This is a genomic window from Xanthomonas protegens, assembly GCF_038442435.1.
In the GTDB taxonomy this organism is placed as follows: Bacteria; Pseudomonadota; Gammaproteobacteria; order Xanthomonadales; family Xanthomonadaceae; genus Xanthomonas_A; species Xanthomonas_A sontii.
The window spans coordinates 136,812-152,715 of sequence record NZ_JAQJCQ010000006.1; the positions used below are offsets into that span (position 1 = coordinate 136,812).

At 69.8% G+C, this 15,904-nt stretch carries 15 protein-coding genes; 12 read left to right on the forward strand and 3 right to left on the reverse strand.

Features of this window, described 5'->3' with window-relative positions:
• Positions 1–78: 78 nt before the first annotated feature.
• The 3 genes from PIQ37_RS09145 to PIQ37_RS09155 are packed head-to-tail and all read left to right on the forward strand — an operon-like array spanning position 79 to position 2,301.
• Positions 79–270, forward strand: coding sequence for a hypothetical protein (locus tag PIQ37_RS09145; protein WP_342073217.1), 192 nt, complete (start codon positions 79–81; stop codon positions 268–270).
• Between the two features lie 37 nt (positions 271–307).
• Positions 308–1,408, forward strand: a complete 1,101-nt coding sequence (locus tag PIQ37_RS09150; protein WP_342073218.1) for a DUF3182 family protein — start codon at positions 308–310, stop codon at positions 1,406–1,408.
• A 2-nt stretch (positions 1,409–1,410) separates the two neighbouring features.
• Entirely contained in the window at positions 1,411–2,301 is an 891-nt protein-coding gene (locus tag PIQ37_RS09155) for an alpha/beta hydrolase family protein (protein ID WP_342073219.1), read from the forward strand.
• Between the two features lie 252 nt (positions 2,302–2,553).
• Here PIQ37_RS09155 and PIQ37_RS09160 read toward each other — a convergent pair whose 3' ends face one another.
• Positions 2,554–2,871: a hypothetical protein gene (locus PIQ37_RS09160; RefSeq protein ID WP_342073220.1), complete on the reverse strand. Its 318-nt coding sequence runs from the start codon at positions 2,869–2,871 to the stop codon at positions 2,554–2,556.
• A 313-nt stretch (positions 2,872–3,184) separates the two neighbouring features.
• Here PIQ37_RS09160 and PIQ37_RS09165 point away from each other — a divergent pair, with 313 nt between their 5' ends.
• The 8 genes from PIQ37_RS09165 to PIQ37_RS09200 all read left to right on the forward strand — a co-directional run bounded on the left by PIQ37_RS09165 (position 3,185) and on the right by PIQ37_RS09200 (position 12,898).
• The gene (locus PIQ37_RS09165) at positions 3,185–4,015 is read left to right on the forward strand and encodes a p-hydroxycinnamoyl CoA hydratase/lyase (RefSeq protein ID WP_017908079.1); all 831 of its coding nucleotides are present in this window, start codon (positions 3,185–3,187) and stop codon (positions 4,013–4,015) included.
• 82 nt (positions 4,016–4,097) lie between these two features.
• Complete coding sequence (locus tag PIQ37_RS09170; protein ID WP_342073221.1) at positions 4,098–5,963, forward strand: feruloyl-CoA synthase; 1,866 nt, start codon at positions 4,098–4,100, stop codon at positions 5,961–5,963.
• A 79-nt stretch (positions 5,964–6,042) separates the two neighbouring features.
• A complete protein-coding gene (locus PIQ37_RS09175; protein WP_342073222.1) occupies positions 6,043–7,449 on the forward strand; it encodes an alginate export family protein in 1,407 nt (468 codons plus the stop codon).
• Between the two features lie 14 nt (positions 7,450–7,463).
• Positions 7,464–8,786 (forward strand): spinster family MFS transporter, encoded by a 1,323-nt coding sequence (locus PIQ37_RS09180; protein ID WP_342073223.1) that lies wholly within the window; start codon positions 7,464–7,466, stop codon positions 8,784–8,786.
• Positions 8,787–8,924: 138 nt separating this feature from the next.
• Positions 8,925–9,401, forward strand: coding sequence for a MarR family winged helix-turn-helix transcriptional regulator (locus PIQ37_RS09185; protein ID WP_342073294.1), 477 nt, complete (start codon positions 8,925–8,927; stop codon positions 9,399–9,401).
• A 181-nt stretch (positions 9,402–9,582) separates the two neighbouring features.
• Positions 9,583–10,596: a SphA family protein gene (locus PIQ37_RS09190; RefSeq protein WP_407136565.1), complete on the forward strand. Its 1,014-nt coding sequence runs from the start codon at positions 9,583–9,585 to the stop codon at positions 10,594–10,596.
• Between the two features lie 27 nt (positions 10,597–10,623).
• Positions 10,624–11,391, forward strand: a complete 768-nt coding sequence (locus PIQ37_RS09195; RefSeq protein ID WP_342073224.1) for a coniferyl-alcohol dehydrogenase — start codon at positions 10,624–10,626, stop codon at positions 11,389–11,391.
• A 37-nt stretch (positions 11,392–11,428) separates the two neighbouring features.
• Positions 11,429–12,898 (forward strand): benzaldehyde dehydrogenase, encoded by a 1,470-nt coding sequence (locus tag PIQ37_RS09200; RefSeq protein WP_342073225.1) that lies wholly within the window; start codon positions 11,429–11,431, stop codon positions 12,896–12,898.
• A gap of 370 nt (positions 12,899–13,268) precedes the next feature.
• Here the strand turns inward: PIQ37_RS09200 and PIQ37_RS09205 are convergent, their stop codons facing one another.
• Positions 13,269–14,168 carry a helix-turn-helix domain-containing protein gene (locus PIQ37_RS09205; protein ID WP_017916016.1) on the reverse strand — a complete coding sequence of 300 codons (900 nt, stop codon included), beginning with the start codon at positions 14,166–14,168 and terminating at the stop codon, positions 13,269–13,271.
• A 93-nt stretch (positions 14,169–14,261) separates the two neighbouring features.
• Between PIQ37_RS09205 and pobA the strand changes: the two genes are divergently transcribed.
• A complete protein-coding gene (gene pobA, locus PIQ37_RS09210; RefSeq protein ID WP_342073226.1) occupies positions 14,262–15,440 on the forward strand; it encodes a 4-hydroxybenzoate 3-monooxygenase in 1,179 nt (392 codons plus the stop codon).
• Between the two features lie 117 nt (positions 15,441–15,557).
• Here the strand turns inward: pobA and PIQ37_RS09215 are convergent, their stop codons facing one another.
• On the reverse strand, positions 15,558–15,884 hold the full coding sequence (locus PIQ37_RS09215) for a hypothetical protein (protein WP_342073227.1): 327 nt from the start codon (positions 15,882–15,884) through the stop codon (positions 15,558–15,560).
• Between the last annotated feature and the right edge of the window lie 20 nt (positions 15,885–15,904).

The following is a 15,904-nucleotide window of genomic DNA, read 5'->3' on the forward strand; positions in this document are numbered from 1 at the left end:
GCCCTCGTTTGCGCGCGATGACACGCACACCACATCGCGTTCACCCCCATGCGACAGCGTGCGCGACAGCCTTGCGCCATGCGTCACGACGACCGCCAGCCTTCCGCGTCCGCGCCACAGCGTCGACGCGCGCGCGATGCCAGCGGCACGTCCGAAGCCGCTGCCTGGTGGCGGCAATTGCACGCCAGCCGCTGGCTGCGCGTGGTGGCCGCGCTGCTGGCGCTGGCCGTGGCCGCCGTGTTGCTGCTGCAGTGGTACGACCATGGCTGAGGCAGCGCGTCTTCCCGATCCGCACGGAGCGTTCCGCATGGCCCGATCCACCGTGCATGCCAATGTCCGCGCCTGCGAGGTGCGGGAGGCCGTGTCCGGCGGCCACGAGGCAGCCACGCATGCCTGGGTGGTCACCGAAGTGGGGCGGCTGATGCACCTGCCGGTGCACGACGAGCGCTGTGCCGCCGGTTCGGGGGCGTTCTGCGTGCCCGACGACACCCTGACCATCGCGCAGGCCGAGCAGATCGGCGTGCACACGGCGGCCGATCTGCTGGGCGGCGTGGTGCCGCACGCCTTCGTCGCCACCAAGGCGATCAGCCATCCGCTGATCGAGATCGGTGCGCAGTCACCTGACGGGTGGCAGCCCGACCTGGGCGCGGCGCTGGCGTCCGCCACGCTGCCGGGCTACGCCGCCTTCAGCGCTGCCGATGCCCGGCGCGCGTATGCGCGCTTGTGCGACGGCGGCCCGGTGCGGCTGAAGCTGCCGCACGGCGTCGGTGGGCTCGGTCAGGTGCTGCTCGGCGATGCGCAGGCGCTGGATGCGGCGCTGGCGACACTGCCCGCGCACGAGCTGCGCGAGCATGGCGTGGTGCTGGAACGGCACCTGCAGCAGCCGACCACCTTCAGCGTCGGCGAAACCCACTGCGCCGGCGTGACCATCGCCTACTGCGGAACGCAGTCGGTCACCCGCGACGGCAGCGGCCGCGAGGCGTACGGCGGCTCGGAACTGCAGGTGATCCGCGGCACCCTCGACACACTGCTGGAGCAGCCGTTGCCGCCGCGCGAGCGCACCGCGGTGACGAAGGCACGCGACTACGACCGGCTGGTGGCTGCGGCCTATCCGGGCTTCTATGCGTCGCGCCGCAACTACGACGTGATCGAGGGGCTGCTTCCCGACGGCAGCGTCGCTTGCGGCGTCCTCGAGCAGTCCTGGCGGGTCGGCGGCGCCACGCCGGCGGAACTGGCCGCGGTCGCCGCGTTCCAGCAGTCGCCGACGCTGCAACGCGTGGTCGCCGCCACCGTCGAGCGCTATGGCGCGCATCCGCCGCCGCCGGCCGGGGCGCAGGTGTACTACGTGGGCGAAGAGCCGCGCACCGGCCTGCTGACCAAATACCGCTACATGCGCAGCGCCGCCTGACCATGGAAGCCGAACTTTCCAGCATCGACATCCCGGTCGACGGCGCGGCGCTCAGCGGCACCTTGCTGACCCCGACCAGCCGCCTGCCCGGCGTGCTGTTCGTGCACGGCTGGGGTGGCAACCAGCATCACAACCTGGTGCGCGCGCGCGAGGCGGCCGGCCTGGGCTGCGTGTGCCTGACCTTCGACCTGCGCGGCCACGAAGGCCTGGCCGCGATGCGCGAGACGGTGACGCGCGCGCAGAACCTGGACGACATCAAGGCCGCCTACGACCGCCTGGCGGCGTCGCCGCAGGTGGATCCGGACGCGATCGCGGTGGTGGGGCTGAGCTACGGCGGCTACCTGGCCGCGTTGCTCACCCTGGAGCGGCCGGTGGAGTGGTTGGCGCTGCGCTCGCCGGCGCTGTACAAGGACGCGCACTGGGACGGTCCGAAAGTCGCGCTGAACCGCGATCCCGATCTGATGCCCTACCGCAACCGCGTAGTGACGCCGGCAGACAACCGCGCCCTGGCGGCCTGCCAGCGCTACCGCGGCGATGTGCTGCTGGTGGAGGCCGAACGCGACACCATCGTGCCGAGCCAGGTACTGCACAACTACGCGGCAGCGTTCTCCCACGCGCGCTCGCTGACCACGCGCATGATCGCCGGTGCCGATCACGCGCTGACCGAGAAGGCGCACCAGGCCGCCTATACGCGCCACCTGATCGACTGGCTGACCGACATGGTGATCGGGCGCCGCGTGGCGCTAGCCAGCCGCGTGGTCGAACAGCGCAAGCAGCGCCTCAAGCGCAGCGAGGGCGAGGCGGCGACGGCGCCCGGCAAGGGATCGAACGCGTTCCATGGGCGCCTGGAAGCGAAGGAGCACAGCGCCTCGCCACCCGCTTCGTCGCGTTGAGCCGCATGCAGCGCCGGAGGCGTGCGACAGCAACACGCGGCGCACGCGGCGATGTGCCGTGCACGCGATGGTGTGCTGTCCTTGTTGTCGCCTTGACATTGGCAGGCGGCACCTCGGGGCGCCTTCAGTAACGACCGAAGACTCGTCGTAGGAGCGGCTTCAGCCGCGACAGCTGTTCCCAGTAACGCCCGTCGCGGCTGAAGCCGCTCCTACACTGGCAAAGACGATATGCCCGGCTGCGCTAGGCGCTGTTCAGTGCCGCCGCCCTGAATGCGCCAGGTGCTGCCAGGCATGCCGCACCAGCCAGCGCGCCTCGTCCCACGGCACCGACAGCATCGGCGCGCACTGGTGATAAGCGTCCTGCAGCACGCGATACAGCTGCGCCTCGTTGGCGCGCGGGTAGGCCAGGTACACGTCATAGCCGATCTTCAGCAACTGCGCGTAGTCGGCGAAGCCCTGATGGCCGAGGCGGCCCTCGGCGTGGGCCTGGCGCCAGTACGCCATTTCGGCGTCCAGATCGACAGTGCGGTGTGGGTGGGCAGGCTGGGCAAGTGCGGAGGCGGTGTGCATGGACATCACTCCGGTGTCGGCGGTCCCCTGTGATGCCGATCGTAGCCGATGAACGATGGCTGACCGTGAGGAAGCCGTTTGCTGCACGTGAAGCGGCGCCGTCGTCGGCCTGATTCCCGGCATGGCGCTGGAATCGCCCGCCCTCGGCGCCGCGTGGCCCTTTGTTTGCAGGCCGGTCCGGCGGTGCCCGACGTCTGTCCGTCATGCCTGCCGGCCATGCTGCACTGCAGCTTGCGCCGAAATAATGATGATCTATAACTATTATCAGTCCTAAGTGATCCCGCTCCTCCCCCCTCCCCATGCAGGCCTATCCATGAGCAGCTACCAAGACCGCTGGCAGACCGTCCAGGTCGAGATCGACGCAGGCATCGCCTGGGTCACCCTGAACCGGCCGGACAAGCGCAACGCGATGAGTCCCACCCTCAATCGCGAAATGATCGACGTGCTGGAGACGCTGGAACTGGACAGCAGCGCCGAGGTGCTGGTGCTGACCGGCGCCGGCGAATCCTGGTCGGCCGGCATGGACCTGAAGGAATACTTCCGTGAGACCGACGGCAAGGAAGAGATCGTGCAGGAGCGCATGCGCCGCGACTGCTCGCAGTGGCAGTGGCGCCTGCTGCGCTTCTACAGCAAGCCGACCATCGCCGCGGTCAACGGCTGGTGCTTCGGCGGCGCGTTCTCGCCGCTGGTCGCCTGCGACCTGGCCATCGCTGCCGACGAAGCGGTGTTCGGGTTGTCGGAGATCAACTGGGGCATTCCCCCGGGCAACCTGGTCAGCAAGGCGGTCGCCGACACCATGGGCCACCGCAACGCCATGCTCTACATCATGACCGGGCGCACCTTCACCGGCACCGAGGCGGCGCAGATGGGGCTGGTCAACGCCAGCGTGCCGCGCGCGCAGTTGCGTGAGGAGGTGACCAAGCTGGCGCAGGAACTGCAGCAGAAGAACCCGGTGGTGCTGCGCTTCGCCAAGCACGGCTTCAAGCGCTGCCGCGAGCTGACCTGGGAGCAGAACGAGGACTACCTGTACGCCAAGGTCGACCAGTCCAATCACCGCGATCCCGAGAAAGGCCGGCAACAGGGCCTGAAGCAATTCCTGGACGACAAAACCATCAAGCCCGGTCTGCAGACCTACAAGCGCTGACCCGTCGCGTCGCCTGCGGCCCCGCGGGGGCCGCGGCGGCGTTGCCGCACGCCGTGCCGTCTCTCTCCCCCGGATGGTTCCGATGAATGCCGCTGAGTCCGTTGCCACCGCCGCGCGCTACCGTCCTGTCGGACTGAGCCACGCGGATACCGAGGTCCACCGCGATGCCGACGGCGTGCTGCGCCTGCGCGCGCGCGAACCGCTGGCGCCGCTGCCCAGGCATCTGCTGCAGCGCCTGCAGCACTGGGCGCTGCACACCCCCGATGCCACCTTCGTGGCGCAGCGCGACGACGCCGGGCAGTGGCGGCGCCTGAGCTACGCGCAGATGCTCGAGCGCACCCGCCGCATCGCCGCGCATCTGCTGGACATGGGCCTGTCGGCGCAACGGCCGCTGGCGATCCTGTCCGGCAACGATCTGGAGCACCTGCAGCTCGCGTTCGCGGCGATGTACGCCGGCATCCCGTACTGCCCGGTGTCGCCGGGCTATGCGTTGCTGTCGCGCGATTTCGCCAAGCTGCGGCATGTGGCCGAGGTGCTGCGCCCAGGCCTGCTGTTCGCCAGCGACGCCGCTGCGTTCGCCCCGGCGATCGCAGCGGTGTTCCCCACCGATGTCCCGGCGGTGTGCGTGCGCGGCACCGTGGGCGATCGTGCCTGCCTGCGTTTCGAGGATCTGCTGGTGCCGCGCGCGCTGGAGGCCGCCGATGCCGCCTTCGCCGCCTGCGGCCCCGACAGCATCGCCAAGTTCCTGTTCACCTCCGGCTCCACCCTGCTGCCCAAGGCGGTGATCACCACCCAGCGCATGCTGTGCGCGAACCAGCAGATGCTGCTGCAGACCTTTCCGGTGCTCGGGCAGACGCCGGTGCTGGTCGACTGGCTGCCGTGGAACCACACCTTCGGCGGCAGCCACAACATCGGCATCGCCCTGTACAACGGCGGCAGCTTCTACCTCGACGACGGCAAGCCGACCCCGGCGCTGTTCGAGCAGACCTTGCGCAACCTGCGCGAGATCGCGCCCACCGTGTATCTGAGCGTGCCGCGTGGCTGGGAACAACTGGCGCAGGCGCTGGAACAGGATGCGGCGCTGCGCGAGACCTTCCTGTCGCGCATGCGCATGTTCTTCTTCGCCGCCGCGGCGCTGTCGCAGGAAGTCTGGGACCGCCTAGAACGCATCGCCGAGGCGCACTGCGGCGAGCGCATCCGCATGCTCGCCGGCCTCGGCATGACCGAGTGCGCGCCGTCGTGCACCTTCACCCACGGCACCAGCAATACGCCCGGCGACGTCGGCGTGCCGGCGCCGGGCTGCGAGGTCAAGCTGGTGCCGGTCGGCGACAAGCTGGAGGCGCGCTTCCGCGGGCCGCATGTGATGCCGGGCTACTGGAACGCGCCGCAGCAGACCGCCGAGGCCTTCGACGAGGAAGGCTTCTACCGCTCCGGCGACGCGCTCAAGCCGATCGATCCGCAGCATCCTGAGCGCGGCCTGCTGTTCGACGGACGCCTGGCCGAGGACTTCAAGCTGTCTTCCGGCGTGTTCGTCAGCGTCGGTCCGCTGCGCACGCGGGTGCTGATGGAAGGCGCCGCGTACGTGCAGGACGTGGTGGTCACCGGCGCCGACCGCGACGCCATCGGCCTGCTGCTGTTCCCGCGGCTCGACGCGCTGCAGGCGCTGTCCGGGCTGCCGGCGCAGGCCGAGACGGCGCAGGTGCTGCAGGCGCCGCCGGTGCGCGCCTGGCTGCAGCGCCTGCTCGACACGCTCAACCGCAGCGCCACCGGCAGCGCCAGCCATGTCGCGCGCGCGGCGTGGCTGGAGCAGCCGCCGAACCTGGAGGCGGGCGAAATCACCGACAAGGGTTCGATCAACCAGCGCAACGTGCTGCGCGCGCGCGCGGCGTTGGTCGAGCAGCTGTATGCCGGTACCGCGCCGGGCGCGGTCGCGGCGCCGCCGTCATGACCGGACCGCCCGACCGCGCCACCGGATAGCCGGATCGCGCTTCTTCGCACCACTGGCTTCGAGACTTGGGAGGGAATCGATGACTGTGCCTCTTGCGCGCGCACGCCGTGCGCCCCGTACCGTGTGCCTGGCCATTCTGTGCAGCGTCGGCTGTGGCCAGGCCGATGCCGAAACCAACGGCCCGCAGGGCAAGCTGCTGGCCGATCAGGAAGACTATTCGGCGCTGGCCGAGCGCCCGCGCCAGGGCTGGGAGAAGTGGAAGTACCTCCCGCTCGGCGATGGCTGGCTCAGCCTCGGCGGCGAGAGCCGCACGCTGTACGACTACCGCGAGCACGCCGGCTTCGGCCGCTTCGCCACCGATCCGCACGGCTACGCGCAGCAGCGCCTGCGGCTGTGGGCCGACTACCGGCCATCGGCCCATGTGCGCCTGTTCGGCGAACTGGCCGACAGCCGCGTCGCCGGCCTGCAGACGCGGCCGGTGCAGGCCACCGACCGCAATCCGCTGGACCTGGCGCAGGGCTTCGTCGAACTGTCCGACGGGCAGAAGGAGCCGGCGTGGCGCCTGCGCGCCGGCCGCCAGCAGATCGCCTACGCCTGGCAGCGCCTGCTCGACCCGCGCGACCCGGCCAATTCGCGCATGCCGTTCGATGCGGTGCGGCTGCTGACCCGGCAGCCTCGCTGGAGCGGCGGGCTGCTGTGGGGGCGCCCGGTGCTGACCCGCATCGGCAGTTTCGACGACCGCGCCAACCGCGAACAGCGCCTGTGGGGCGCGCACGCCGAAGTGCCGCTGTCGCCCAGCCAGCCGAAGGCGGCGCTGCTGGAGACGCTGTACCTGGACACTGTGCAGGACGGGCGCCGCTATGGCGGCGTGGTCGGCGAGGAGCATCGGCACACCTTGTCCACGCGCCTGAGCGGCGCGTTGCAGGGCTGGGACTACGACCTGGAACTGATCGGCCAGCGCGGCCATTTCGCCGGCCAGCGCGTGCGCGCCTGGCAGGGCACGCTGTTCGGCGGCTACACCTTCGCCACGACGACGTGGACGCCGCGCCTGGGCTGGCGCATGGAGGTCTCGTCCGGCGACCGCGATCCGCGCGATAGCGAACTGAACACCTTCAACGGCCTGTACGCGCGCGCCTCGGTGTTCGACGGCAGCATGATCAGCAGCAACGTGCGCGCCATCGGTCCGGAACTGGTGCTGCGTCCCAGCGAGCGGCTGTGGATCGACATGTACGTGCTCAAGCTGCAGCGGCAGAGCCTGCACGACGGCGTGTACGCGGCCGGCTGGCGGGTGCTGCAGCCAGGCGACGCCAACGATGCGCGCGACATCGGCACGCGCTCGGTGCTGTGGGTGAAGTACCGCTTCAACGCCTTCGCCAGCCTGGACGTGTACGCCCACTACACCCAGGCCGGGCCGTTCCTGCGCGAGGGCGCGGTGCGCGGCCGCGACTACTTCTACATCGCCCCCTTCCTGACCCTGCGCTTCTGAGCCGGAGCCTTTCCATGCGCGATCCGCTGCCATCGTCCGCGCCGTACCGCCCGCTGTACGCGTGGTACGTCACCATCGTGCTGTTGCTGGCCTACACGCTGTCCTTCGTCGACCGGCAGATCCTCGGGCTGTTGGTGCAGCCGATCAAGCGCGACCTGCAGTTGTCCGACTCGGCCTTCAGCCTGGTCCACGGCTTCGCCTTCGCGGTGTTCTACACGCTGATCGGGGTGATGCTCGGCCGCGTCGCCGATCGCCGCAACCGACGCAACCTGATCGTGCTCGGCGTGGTGGTGTGGATCGCGGCGACCGCGGCCGGCGCCTACGTCACCAGCTTCTTCACCCTGTTCATGGCGCGGGTGTTCGTCGGCGTCGGCGAGGCCTCGCTGTCGCCGGCGGCGTACTCGATGCTGGCCGACTACTTTCCGCCGGAAAAGCGCGCGCGGGTGATGAGCGTGTACACCTCCGGCGTCTACATCGGCTCGGCAGCGGCGTTTATCGTCGGCGGCCTGGTGATCGCGGCGACCAGCAAGGAGAGCACGGTGGTGCTGCCGCTGCTGGGCAGCTTCCGGCCCTGGCAGGCGGCCTTCATCCTGGTCGCGCTGCCCGGGCTGGCGGTGATCGCGCTGATGGCCACGGTGCGCGAGCCGGCGCGGCGCGAGCAGGCCGCCGCGGCGCCGAGCGTGCGCCCGGACCTGAGCCACCTGCGCGACAACGCGCGGGTGTACGTGGCGCTGTTCCTGGCCAACGGCGTGATCGCGATGATCACCTTCGGCATCACCGCATGGCTGCCGGCCACCTTCATCCGCCGCTGGCAGTGGACCCCGGGCGAGATCGGCCCGGCCTACGGCATCATCATCCTCACCTTCGGCATCGCCGGCATGCTGTTCAGCGGCTTTCTCGCCGACCGCCTGGCCGCGCGCGGCAGCCGCGACGCGGCGCTGAAGATCTCGCTGGTCGGGGCCGTGCTGCTGGTGATCAGCAGCGCCCTGTTCGCAGTCGCGCCGGGGCCGTGGCCGGCGCTGGCGGCGATCGCGCTGACCACGTTCGTGCTGGGCATGCCGGTGGCGCTGGCGCCGGCGATCCTGCAGGCGGTCACCCCCAATCGCCTGCGCGGCCAGGTCACCTCGATCTACCTGCTGCTGGTCAACCTGATCGGGCTGGGCCTGGGGCCCTACCTGGTGGCGCTGGGCACCGACCACGTACTCGCCGACGAGCGCCAGGTCGGCCTGTCGCTGGGCGTGGTGTGCATGGGCGCCGCACTCCTCGGCGCGCTCTGCCTGTGGACGGCGGCCGCGCCGTACCGGGCGCTGCTGCGGCGCGTGGACGCTGCGTTGTGACCATGCGCGGCCATGCCCCTACAATGCAGCTGCGACGGCGCTGCCGGCCGGCGCCGATGGATGCGTGCGCATCCGCCGTGACCTGGTCGCAGGATGCCCCATGCAGGAAGCGCAGTGAGTTCGAAACCGAGTCCCGAGATGTCCAGCAGCGCGTTGCCCGCCGATCCGCACACGGCGGACAGCGTGGATCAGCGGCGCCTGACCAGCCTGATCGGCTACCGCATCACCCGCACCGAACTGCAGGTGCGGCGCCTGTTCCAGGACTGCGTGCGCGCCTTCGAGCTGAAGCCGGTGGAGTATTCGCTGCTGGTGCTGGTGGACGCCAATCCGGGCATCAACCAGCGCCAGCTGGGCGAGGTGTTGAGTGTGTCGCCGCCGAACCTGGCGATCGTGGTCGCGCGCCTGGTCAAGCGCAAACTGCTGCGGCAGGTGCGCGGGCGCCAGGACCGGCGCATGCAGCACCTGCATCTGACTGCCGCCGGCACGGCGCTGCTGGCGCAGGCCGAAGCCGAAGTGGTGCGCATGGAGCAGCAGCTCGGCACCGCGCTCGGCGCGACGTCGGCGCGCGCGCTGCTGCAGGCGCTGGACCGGCTGGACGCGCTCGACCGCCTGTAGCGGCCCGCGGCGGCGCGGCTGATTCTTGCCGTCCGCCCCTCTTTCCCGCTGATTCCCGACCCGCCGCCAGCGTCCCGCTGACGGCGTGCGTCGCCGCGTGGTCGCGCCCTGCGCGCGACGCGTGTTCGCGTTCCTGTCCCCCCGCACCCCGCCGTTCCCCTTTCGCTTGGAGTGCCTGCCCGTGAAGCGTGTTCGCCCCCGTGTCCCCTCGTCGCCGCGTGCCCGTGCGCGCCTGTCTCTGCTCGCCGTGCTGGCCATCGCCTGGGTCGCCCCGGCGGCCGCGCAATCGGTGCCGCAGAGCGCCACCCTGCCGACCGGCATCAATACCGGCGGCACCAGTTTCTTCGACGGCTTCAGCAAACCCGATCCGGGCTGGACCGCGATCCAGTACCTGCGCCGCTACGACTTCGACGCGATCAAGGACGCGCACGGCGACGATGTACCCGTCTTCCGCGATCCGCACATCGGCTCCTCAGTGTGGGTCACCCAGGTCGCCTACCTCAGCGACTACAAGCTGTTCGGCGGCTCCCTCGGCATCACCGCGCTGGCGGCGCTGGTCGACCTGGATACGTCGTTCGCGTACGACAGCCCGGTGGCGCTGCGCGACAACGGCGCCGGCCTGGGCGACCTGACCATCGGCCCCTACCTGCAGATGGCGCCGGTGATCCGCAATGGCCGCCCGGTGTTCTCGCAGCGCTTCGAACTGGATGTGCTGGCGCCGATCGGCAAGTTCGACCGCAACCGCGACGTCAACCAGGGCGCGGGCTACTGGTCGGTGCTGCCGAGCTGGGCCTTCAGCATCCTGCCGACGCCGCGCTGGGAAATCAGCGGACGGCTTAACTACATTTACAACTTCCGCGCCGACAAGGCTTCCAACGTGCCGCAGGGCGATGGCTTCGTGTTCCGCAACGGCCAGGCCGGCGACGCGGCGTGGCTCAACTTCGCCAGCTCGCTGGAAGTGGTCAAGGACCTGCACCTGGGCATCAACGGCTACTACCTCAAGCAGTTGCGCGACAACCGCACCAATGGCGAACGCGTCGCCGACAGCAAGCAGACCCAGTTCTACCTGGGCCCCGGCCTGTCGTGGCGGATCGACCAGAAGAACATCTTCAACGCCAACTTCTACATGCCGGTGGAGGTCAAGAACGCGCCCTCCGGCCACAACGTCAACCTGCAATACATCCACGTCTTCTGACCAACCTCGCAACGGACACGCGCTGCCATGAACCTGCACAACAAGACCATCCTCGTCACTGGCGTGGCCTCCGGCATCGGCGCCGAGGTCGCGCGCCTGGCGCGCTTCCACGGCGCCACCGTGATCGGCATCGACCGCCAGCCGGTCAACATGACCCTGCACGGCTTCCACCAGGCCGATCTGGGCGACCCGGCGGCGATCGACGCGCTGGTGGCGCAGCTGCCCGAGCGCATCGACGCGCTGGCCAACATCGCAGGCGTGCCCGGCACCGCGCCGGTGGACGTGGTGGCCAAGGTCAACTACCTGGGCCTGCGCCACCTCAGCCAGGCGTTGCTGCCGCGCATCGTGCCCGGCGGCAGCATCATCAACATCGCCTCCATCCTTGGCGCAGAGTGGCCGCAGCGGCTGGACCTGCACAAGCAGCTGGCCGCCGCCGATGGCTACGCCGCCGGCAGCGACTGGCTGGCGGCGCATCCGGTGCCGCAGGCGACCTGCTATCAGTACTTCAAGGAAGCGCTGATCGTGTGGACGCTGCTGCGCTCGCGCGACTGGTTCGCCGCGCATTCGGTGCGGGTCAACAGCGTCGCGCCCGGACCGGTGTTCACGCCGATCCTGGGCGATTTCGTCACCATGCTCGGGCCCGAGCGGGTCCAGGCCGATGCCGGCAAGATGAAGCGTCCGGCCTATGCCGACGAGGTCGCCGAAGCGGTGGTGTTCCTCGCCTCCGATGCGGCGCGCTGGATCAACGGCGTCAACCTGCCGGTGGACGGCGGCCTGGCCGCCACCGCCCTCTGAACGACTCTTTCCTCCTCTTTCCACGAGAGCACACAGCATGCACAGCACCGAACCCCTGGCCGCCGCATCCACCTGGAGCGAGCGCATCTTCAACGGCGAGTGGGTCGCCGCCCAGGGCGGCGTCCTCGAGGTGATCGAACCGGGCAGCGGCGCGCCGCTGCACCGCGTCGGCCAGGCCAATGCCGCCGACGTGGCCGCGGCGGTGGCACAGGCGCGCGAAGCGCAACGCGCCTGGGCGGCCACGCCGCCGCGCGAGCGCGCGGCCGTGTTCCATCGCGCCGCGCAGGTATTGCAGCAGCATGCGGCGGCGGCCGCGGCGCTGATCGCACGCGAGACCGGCGGCATCCTGCCCAAGGGCGAGCACGAGGTGCGCGAGGCGATCGTGTTGCTGCAGCAGGCCGCGGCGATGCCGCTGCAGGCGCAGGGCCAGGTGCTGCCGACCGCGCCGGGCCGGCTGAGCCTGGCACGGCGCCTGCCGCTGGGCGTGGTCGGGGTGATCTCGCCGTTCAATTTCCCGCTGGTGCTGTCGCTGCGCTCGGTGGCGCCGGCGCTGGCGGTCGGCAATGCGGTGGTGCTCAAGCCGGATCCGCGTACCCCGTACGCCGGCGGCTTCGTCATCGCCGAAGTGCTGCAGCAGGCCGGCCTGCCGAAGGGCCTGCTGCACGTGTTGCCGGGCGGTGCGGACGCCGGCCAGGCGCTGGTCGAGGCGCCGGGCGTGCCGATGATCGCGTTCACTGGTTCCACTGCCGCCGGCCGCCGCATCGGCGAGCTGGCGGGCAAGCACCTGAAGAAGACCGCGCTGGAACTGGGCGGCAAGAACTCGTTGATCGTGCTCGACGATGCCGACCTGGACAAGGCGGTGTCGGCGATCGCCTTCGGTGCGTACTTCCACCAGGGCCAGATCTGCATGGCCACCGGCCGCGTGCTGGTCCAGCGCAGCATCGCCGCGGAGCTGACCCGGCGCCTGGCCGAGAAGGCGCGGCACCTGCCGGTCGGCGACCCGGCCACCGCACACGTGGCGCTCGGCCCGATCATCGACCAGCGCCAGCTGCAGCACGTCAAGGACGTGGTCGATGCGTCGGTGGTGGCGGGCGCCGTGATCGAGGCCGGCGGCACCCACGACGGCCTGTTCTATGCGGCCACCGTGCTGTCGAACGTGCAGCCGGGCATGCCGGCGTTCGAGGAGGAAGTGTTCGGCCCGGTTGCCAACGTAATTGCGTTCGACAGCGACGACGAGGCGGTGGCGCTGGCCAACCAGACCGAGTACGGCCTGTCGGCCGGCATCCTGTCGGCCTCGGTCGGCCGCGCGATGGCGCTGGGCGAGCGCCTGCACACCGGCCTGCTGCACATCAACGACCAGACTGTGGCCGACGAAGTGACCAACCCCTTCGGTGGCACCGGTGCCTCCGGCAACGGCACCAGCATGGGCGGCCCGGCCGACTGGGGCCAGTACACGCACTGGCAGTGGGTGACGATCCAGGACAGCGCGCCGCAGTATCCGTTCTGAGTGCAAGTCGCCGTGCGCCGATGTGGCGCCCAGTTGTGCTCGTGGATGCATTGATTGCGGGAGAGATGATTGTTCCGTTGCGTGCGTGTTGAGCTACGCGCGGCCAATACGGCGTCGGCCCTGGCACCGGCGCCGACACTGCATTGTGGGAGGGACTTCAGTCCCGACGCCTTTGCGATGGTTCACCATTGCCGCTGCCTTCGTCGCGGCTGAAGCCGCTCCTACGACGTACGAGCAGGCCAGTCGTAGGAGCGGCTTCAGCCGCGACGAACGAAGCGGGACTGGTCGATCATCGATCCCGCGTCGGGACTGAAGTCCCTCCCACAGTAGAGCGACCGCACCGCGATCTCCGTACTGGCTGCGGGTCGTGTCACCCCTGCGCCCGCTGCCGGAACTGGATCGGCGAACACCCTGCATGCCGCCGGAAGCAGCGGCTGAAGTACGCCGCATCGGCATAGCCCAGGACTTCCGCGAGCTGCTGCACCGTCAGAGTGGTGTAGACCAGGCTGCGCCGCGCTTCGAGCATGATCCGGCGTTGCAGCAGTTCCAGCGCTGACGCGCCGGCCAGGCGCCGGCACAGCGCGTTGAGATGGCTGCGGCTCAGCCCGAGCCGGTCGGCATAGCGCGCCAGCGGCCAGTGTTCGCGGTAATGCGCGTCGATCAACGCGGTGTAGGCGCGCACGTGGCGCGCGCCGCGGTCGGCATCGTGCGGATCGCGATGGGCATCCGCCAGCGCGCCGCGCGCCGCCCACAGCAAGGCTTGTGTCACCAACGCCTGCAGCATCGGCTCGCGGCCGGGGCGGTGTTGCGTGTGTTCGGCGGCAATGGCGGCGAAGCAGGCGTCCAGCATCGCTTGCTGGTCGCCGGCGGGCAGGCACAGCGGCCTTGCCAGCGCTTCGTCCAGATTCGGCCATTGCGCCGCCAGGCGCTGCCGCAGCGGCGCCGACACGGTCACGACATGGCCGCGAACGTTGCGCTGGAAGCGGAAGCCGTGCACGCACAGCGGCGGCAACAGCAGCAGGCATGGCCCGCGCAGGCGCTGCTGCGTTCCGTCCAAGTGCAGACCGGCGCTGCCGCGTTGCAGATACAGCAATTGCAGCAGATCGCCGTGGCGGTGCGGGCGGATATGCCAGTCGTGCAGGCGGCTGCGCGCAGCGATGGATTCCCAGTGCAACAGGTCCGATGTCCCGCGGTCGCCGGTCTCGCCGTACAGGCGAAAGGCCGGGACCGTGGCGGGCGATGCGACAGCGGCGGAGGCAGTGCGGGGCATCGGCGAAAAGTACCGGAATCGGTCGCGATGATCCATGTCCTCCGCACACCGCAACCGGAACACTGTGGGTCTGTCCCATTCTTCGGAGGACGTATGCGTACCCAGGTCGCCATCGTCGGCGCCGGTCCGGCCGGACTGCTGCTCGGGCAGTTGCTGCACGGCCACGGCATCGACACCGTCATCGTCGAGCGGCAGACGCCGGAACACGTGCTGTCGCGGATCCGCGCCGGCGTGCTGGAGCAGGGTACCGCCGACCTGCTGTGCGCTGCCGGGGCCGGTGCGCGCATGCAGCGTGAAGGCATCGTCCACCACGGCTTCGAACTGGCGCTGGAGCAACGCCGCGAACGCATCGAACTGAGTGCGGCGACCGGTGGTCGTGCGGTCACCGTCTACGGCCAGACCGAAGTGACCCGCGACCTGATGGACGCACGCCGCGCCGCCGGCGCCGCCACCCTCTATTCCGTCGAGGATGTGCAGTTGCACGACATCGCCGGGCTGCAGCCGTGGCTGAGCTTCGTGCAGGATGGTGTCACGCAGCGCCTGGATTGCGACTATGTGGTCGGTTGTGACGGCTTCCACGGGGTCAGCCGCCGCGCGATCCCGACCGAGGTGCTGCGCGTCTACGAGCGGATCTATCCGTTCGGCTGGCTGGGCGTGCTGGCGGATACTCCGCCGGTCGCCGACGAACTGATCTATGCGCGCAATGCGCGCGGTTTCGCCCTGTGCAGCATGCGTTCTCCCACCCGCACCCGCTACTACGTGCAGGTGCCGGCGGACGAGCGGGTGGAGGACTGGTCGGACGATCGCTTCTGGGACGAGCTGCGTCGGCGCCTGCCCGACGACGTGGCGCAGGCGCTGGTCACCGGCCCGTCGCTGGAGAAGAGCATCGCGCCGCTGCGCAGCTACGTCGCCGAGCCCATGCAGTACGGCCGCCTGTTCCTGGCCGGCGATGCCGCACACATCGTGCCGCCGACCGGGGCCAAGGGCCTGAATCTGGCCGCCGGCGACGTCGGCCTGCTCGCGCACCTGTTCGCGCAGGCGCAGCAGGAGCGCAGCGACGCGCCGTTGCAGCGTTACTCGGAACTGGCCCTGCAGCGCGTGTGGAAGGCCGAGCGCTTCTCCTGGTGGATGACCACGATGCTGCATCGCTTCCCGGACGAAGACGCCTTCAGCCGACGCCTGCACGATGCGGAGCTGGACTACCTGCTCGGCAGCGCCGCCGGCCGCGCGACCATCGCCGAGAATTACGCGGGGTTGCCGTTGGCGGTTTAGGGCCGGGATTTGGGAGTCGGGATTTGGGATTCGTCGAGCCGCGTCTTCGTTCTCACGTACGTCGTGGTGATCGCTGGTTCCGCTTTGGCCAATCCGGAATCCCGGCTCTCCGGCGTTTCAGCAGCCGAATGGCTGATCATCCCGGTTGAAGCGCCATCGATCGTCGCTGCCGATGACATCGATAGGATGCGCCGATGACTGATCATGCAGGCCGCCAACGCATCGCCGCGCCGTGTCATGCATACGCACATTTAGGTGCGTGGTGACCGCGCCATTTCTGAGGTCGAGGTAACTGTGGCGATTCTCCCAGACCAGGAAAAAAGCCGCTGAATCCGCGTGTTTTTCGCGGTTTCCTGCGTCGCGCAGGCACGGCGCGTTGCTACGCTGCAGCCGCGCTGGTGCCGACGTTGCCGCGCATCGCGGCAGCGCAGCGTCTTGGCGCATTTCCCTGTTCCCTCATCGGA

Excerpts from the sequence above, each read along its gene's own strand:
- PIQ37_RS09145 (WP_342073217.1), top strand. The coding sequence starts at position 79 with ATGCGTCACGACGACCGCCAGCCTTCCGCGTCCGCGCCACAGCGTCGA.
- PIQ37_RS09150 (WP_342073218.1), top strand. The coding sequence starts at position 308 with ATGGCCCGATCCACCGTGCATGCCAATGTCCGCGCCTGCGAGGTGCGG.
- PIQ37_RS09155 (WP_342073219.1), top strand. The coding sequence starts at position 1,411 with ATGGAAGCCGAACTTTCCAGCATCGACATCCCGGTCGACGGCGCGGCG.
- PIQ37_RS09160 (WP_342073220.1), bottom strand. The coding sequence starts at position 2,871 with ATGCACACCGCCTCCGCACTTGCCCAGCCTGCCCACCCACACCGCACT.
- PIQ37_RS09165 (WP_017908079.1), top strand. The coding sequence starts at position 3,185 with ATGAGCAGCTACCAAGACCGCTGGCAGACCGTCCAGGTCGAGATCGAC.
- PIQ37_RS09170 (WP_342073221.1), top strand. The coding sequence starts at position 4,098 with ATGAATGCCGCTGAGTCCGTTGCCACCGCCGCGCGCTACCGTCCTGTC.
- PIQ37_RS09175 (WP_342073222.1), top strand. The coding sequence starts at position 6,043 with ATGACTGTGCCTCTTGCGCGCGCACGCCGTGCGCCCCGTACCGTGTGC.
- PIQ37_RS09180 (WP_342073223.1), top strand. The coding sequence starts at position 7,464 with ATGCGCGATCCGCTGCCATCGTCCGCGCCGTACCGCCCGCTGTACGCG.
- PIQ37_RS09185 (WP_342073294.1), top strand. The coding sequence starts at position 8,925 with ATGTCCAGCAGCGCGTTGCCCGCCGATCCGCACACGGCGGACAGCGTG.
- PIQ37_RS09195 (WP_342073224.1), top strand. The coding sequence starts at position 10,624 with ATGAACCTGCACAACAAGACCATCCTCGTCACTGGCGTGGCCTCCGGC.
- PIQ37_RS09200 (WP_342073225.1), top strand. The coding sequence starts at position 11,429 with ATGCACAGCACCGAACCCCTGGCCGCCGCATCCACCTGGAGCGAGCGC.
- PIQ37_RS09205 (WP_017916016.1), bottom strand. The coding sequence starts at position 14,168 with ATGCCCCGCACTGCCTCCGCCGCTGTCGCATCGCCCGCCACGGTCCCG.
- pobA (WP_342073226.1), top strand. The coding sequence starts at position 14,262 with ATGCGTACCCAGGTCGCCATCGTCGGCGCCGGTCCGGCCGGACTGCTG.
- PIQ37_RS09215 (WP_342073227.1), bottom strand. The coding sequence starts at position 15,884 with ATGCGCCAAGACGCTGCGCTGCCGCGATGCGCGGCAACGTCGGCACCA.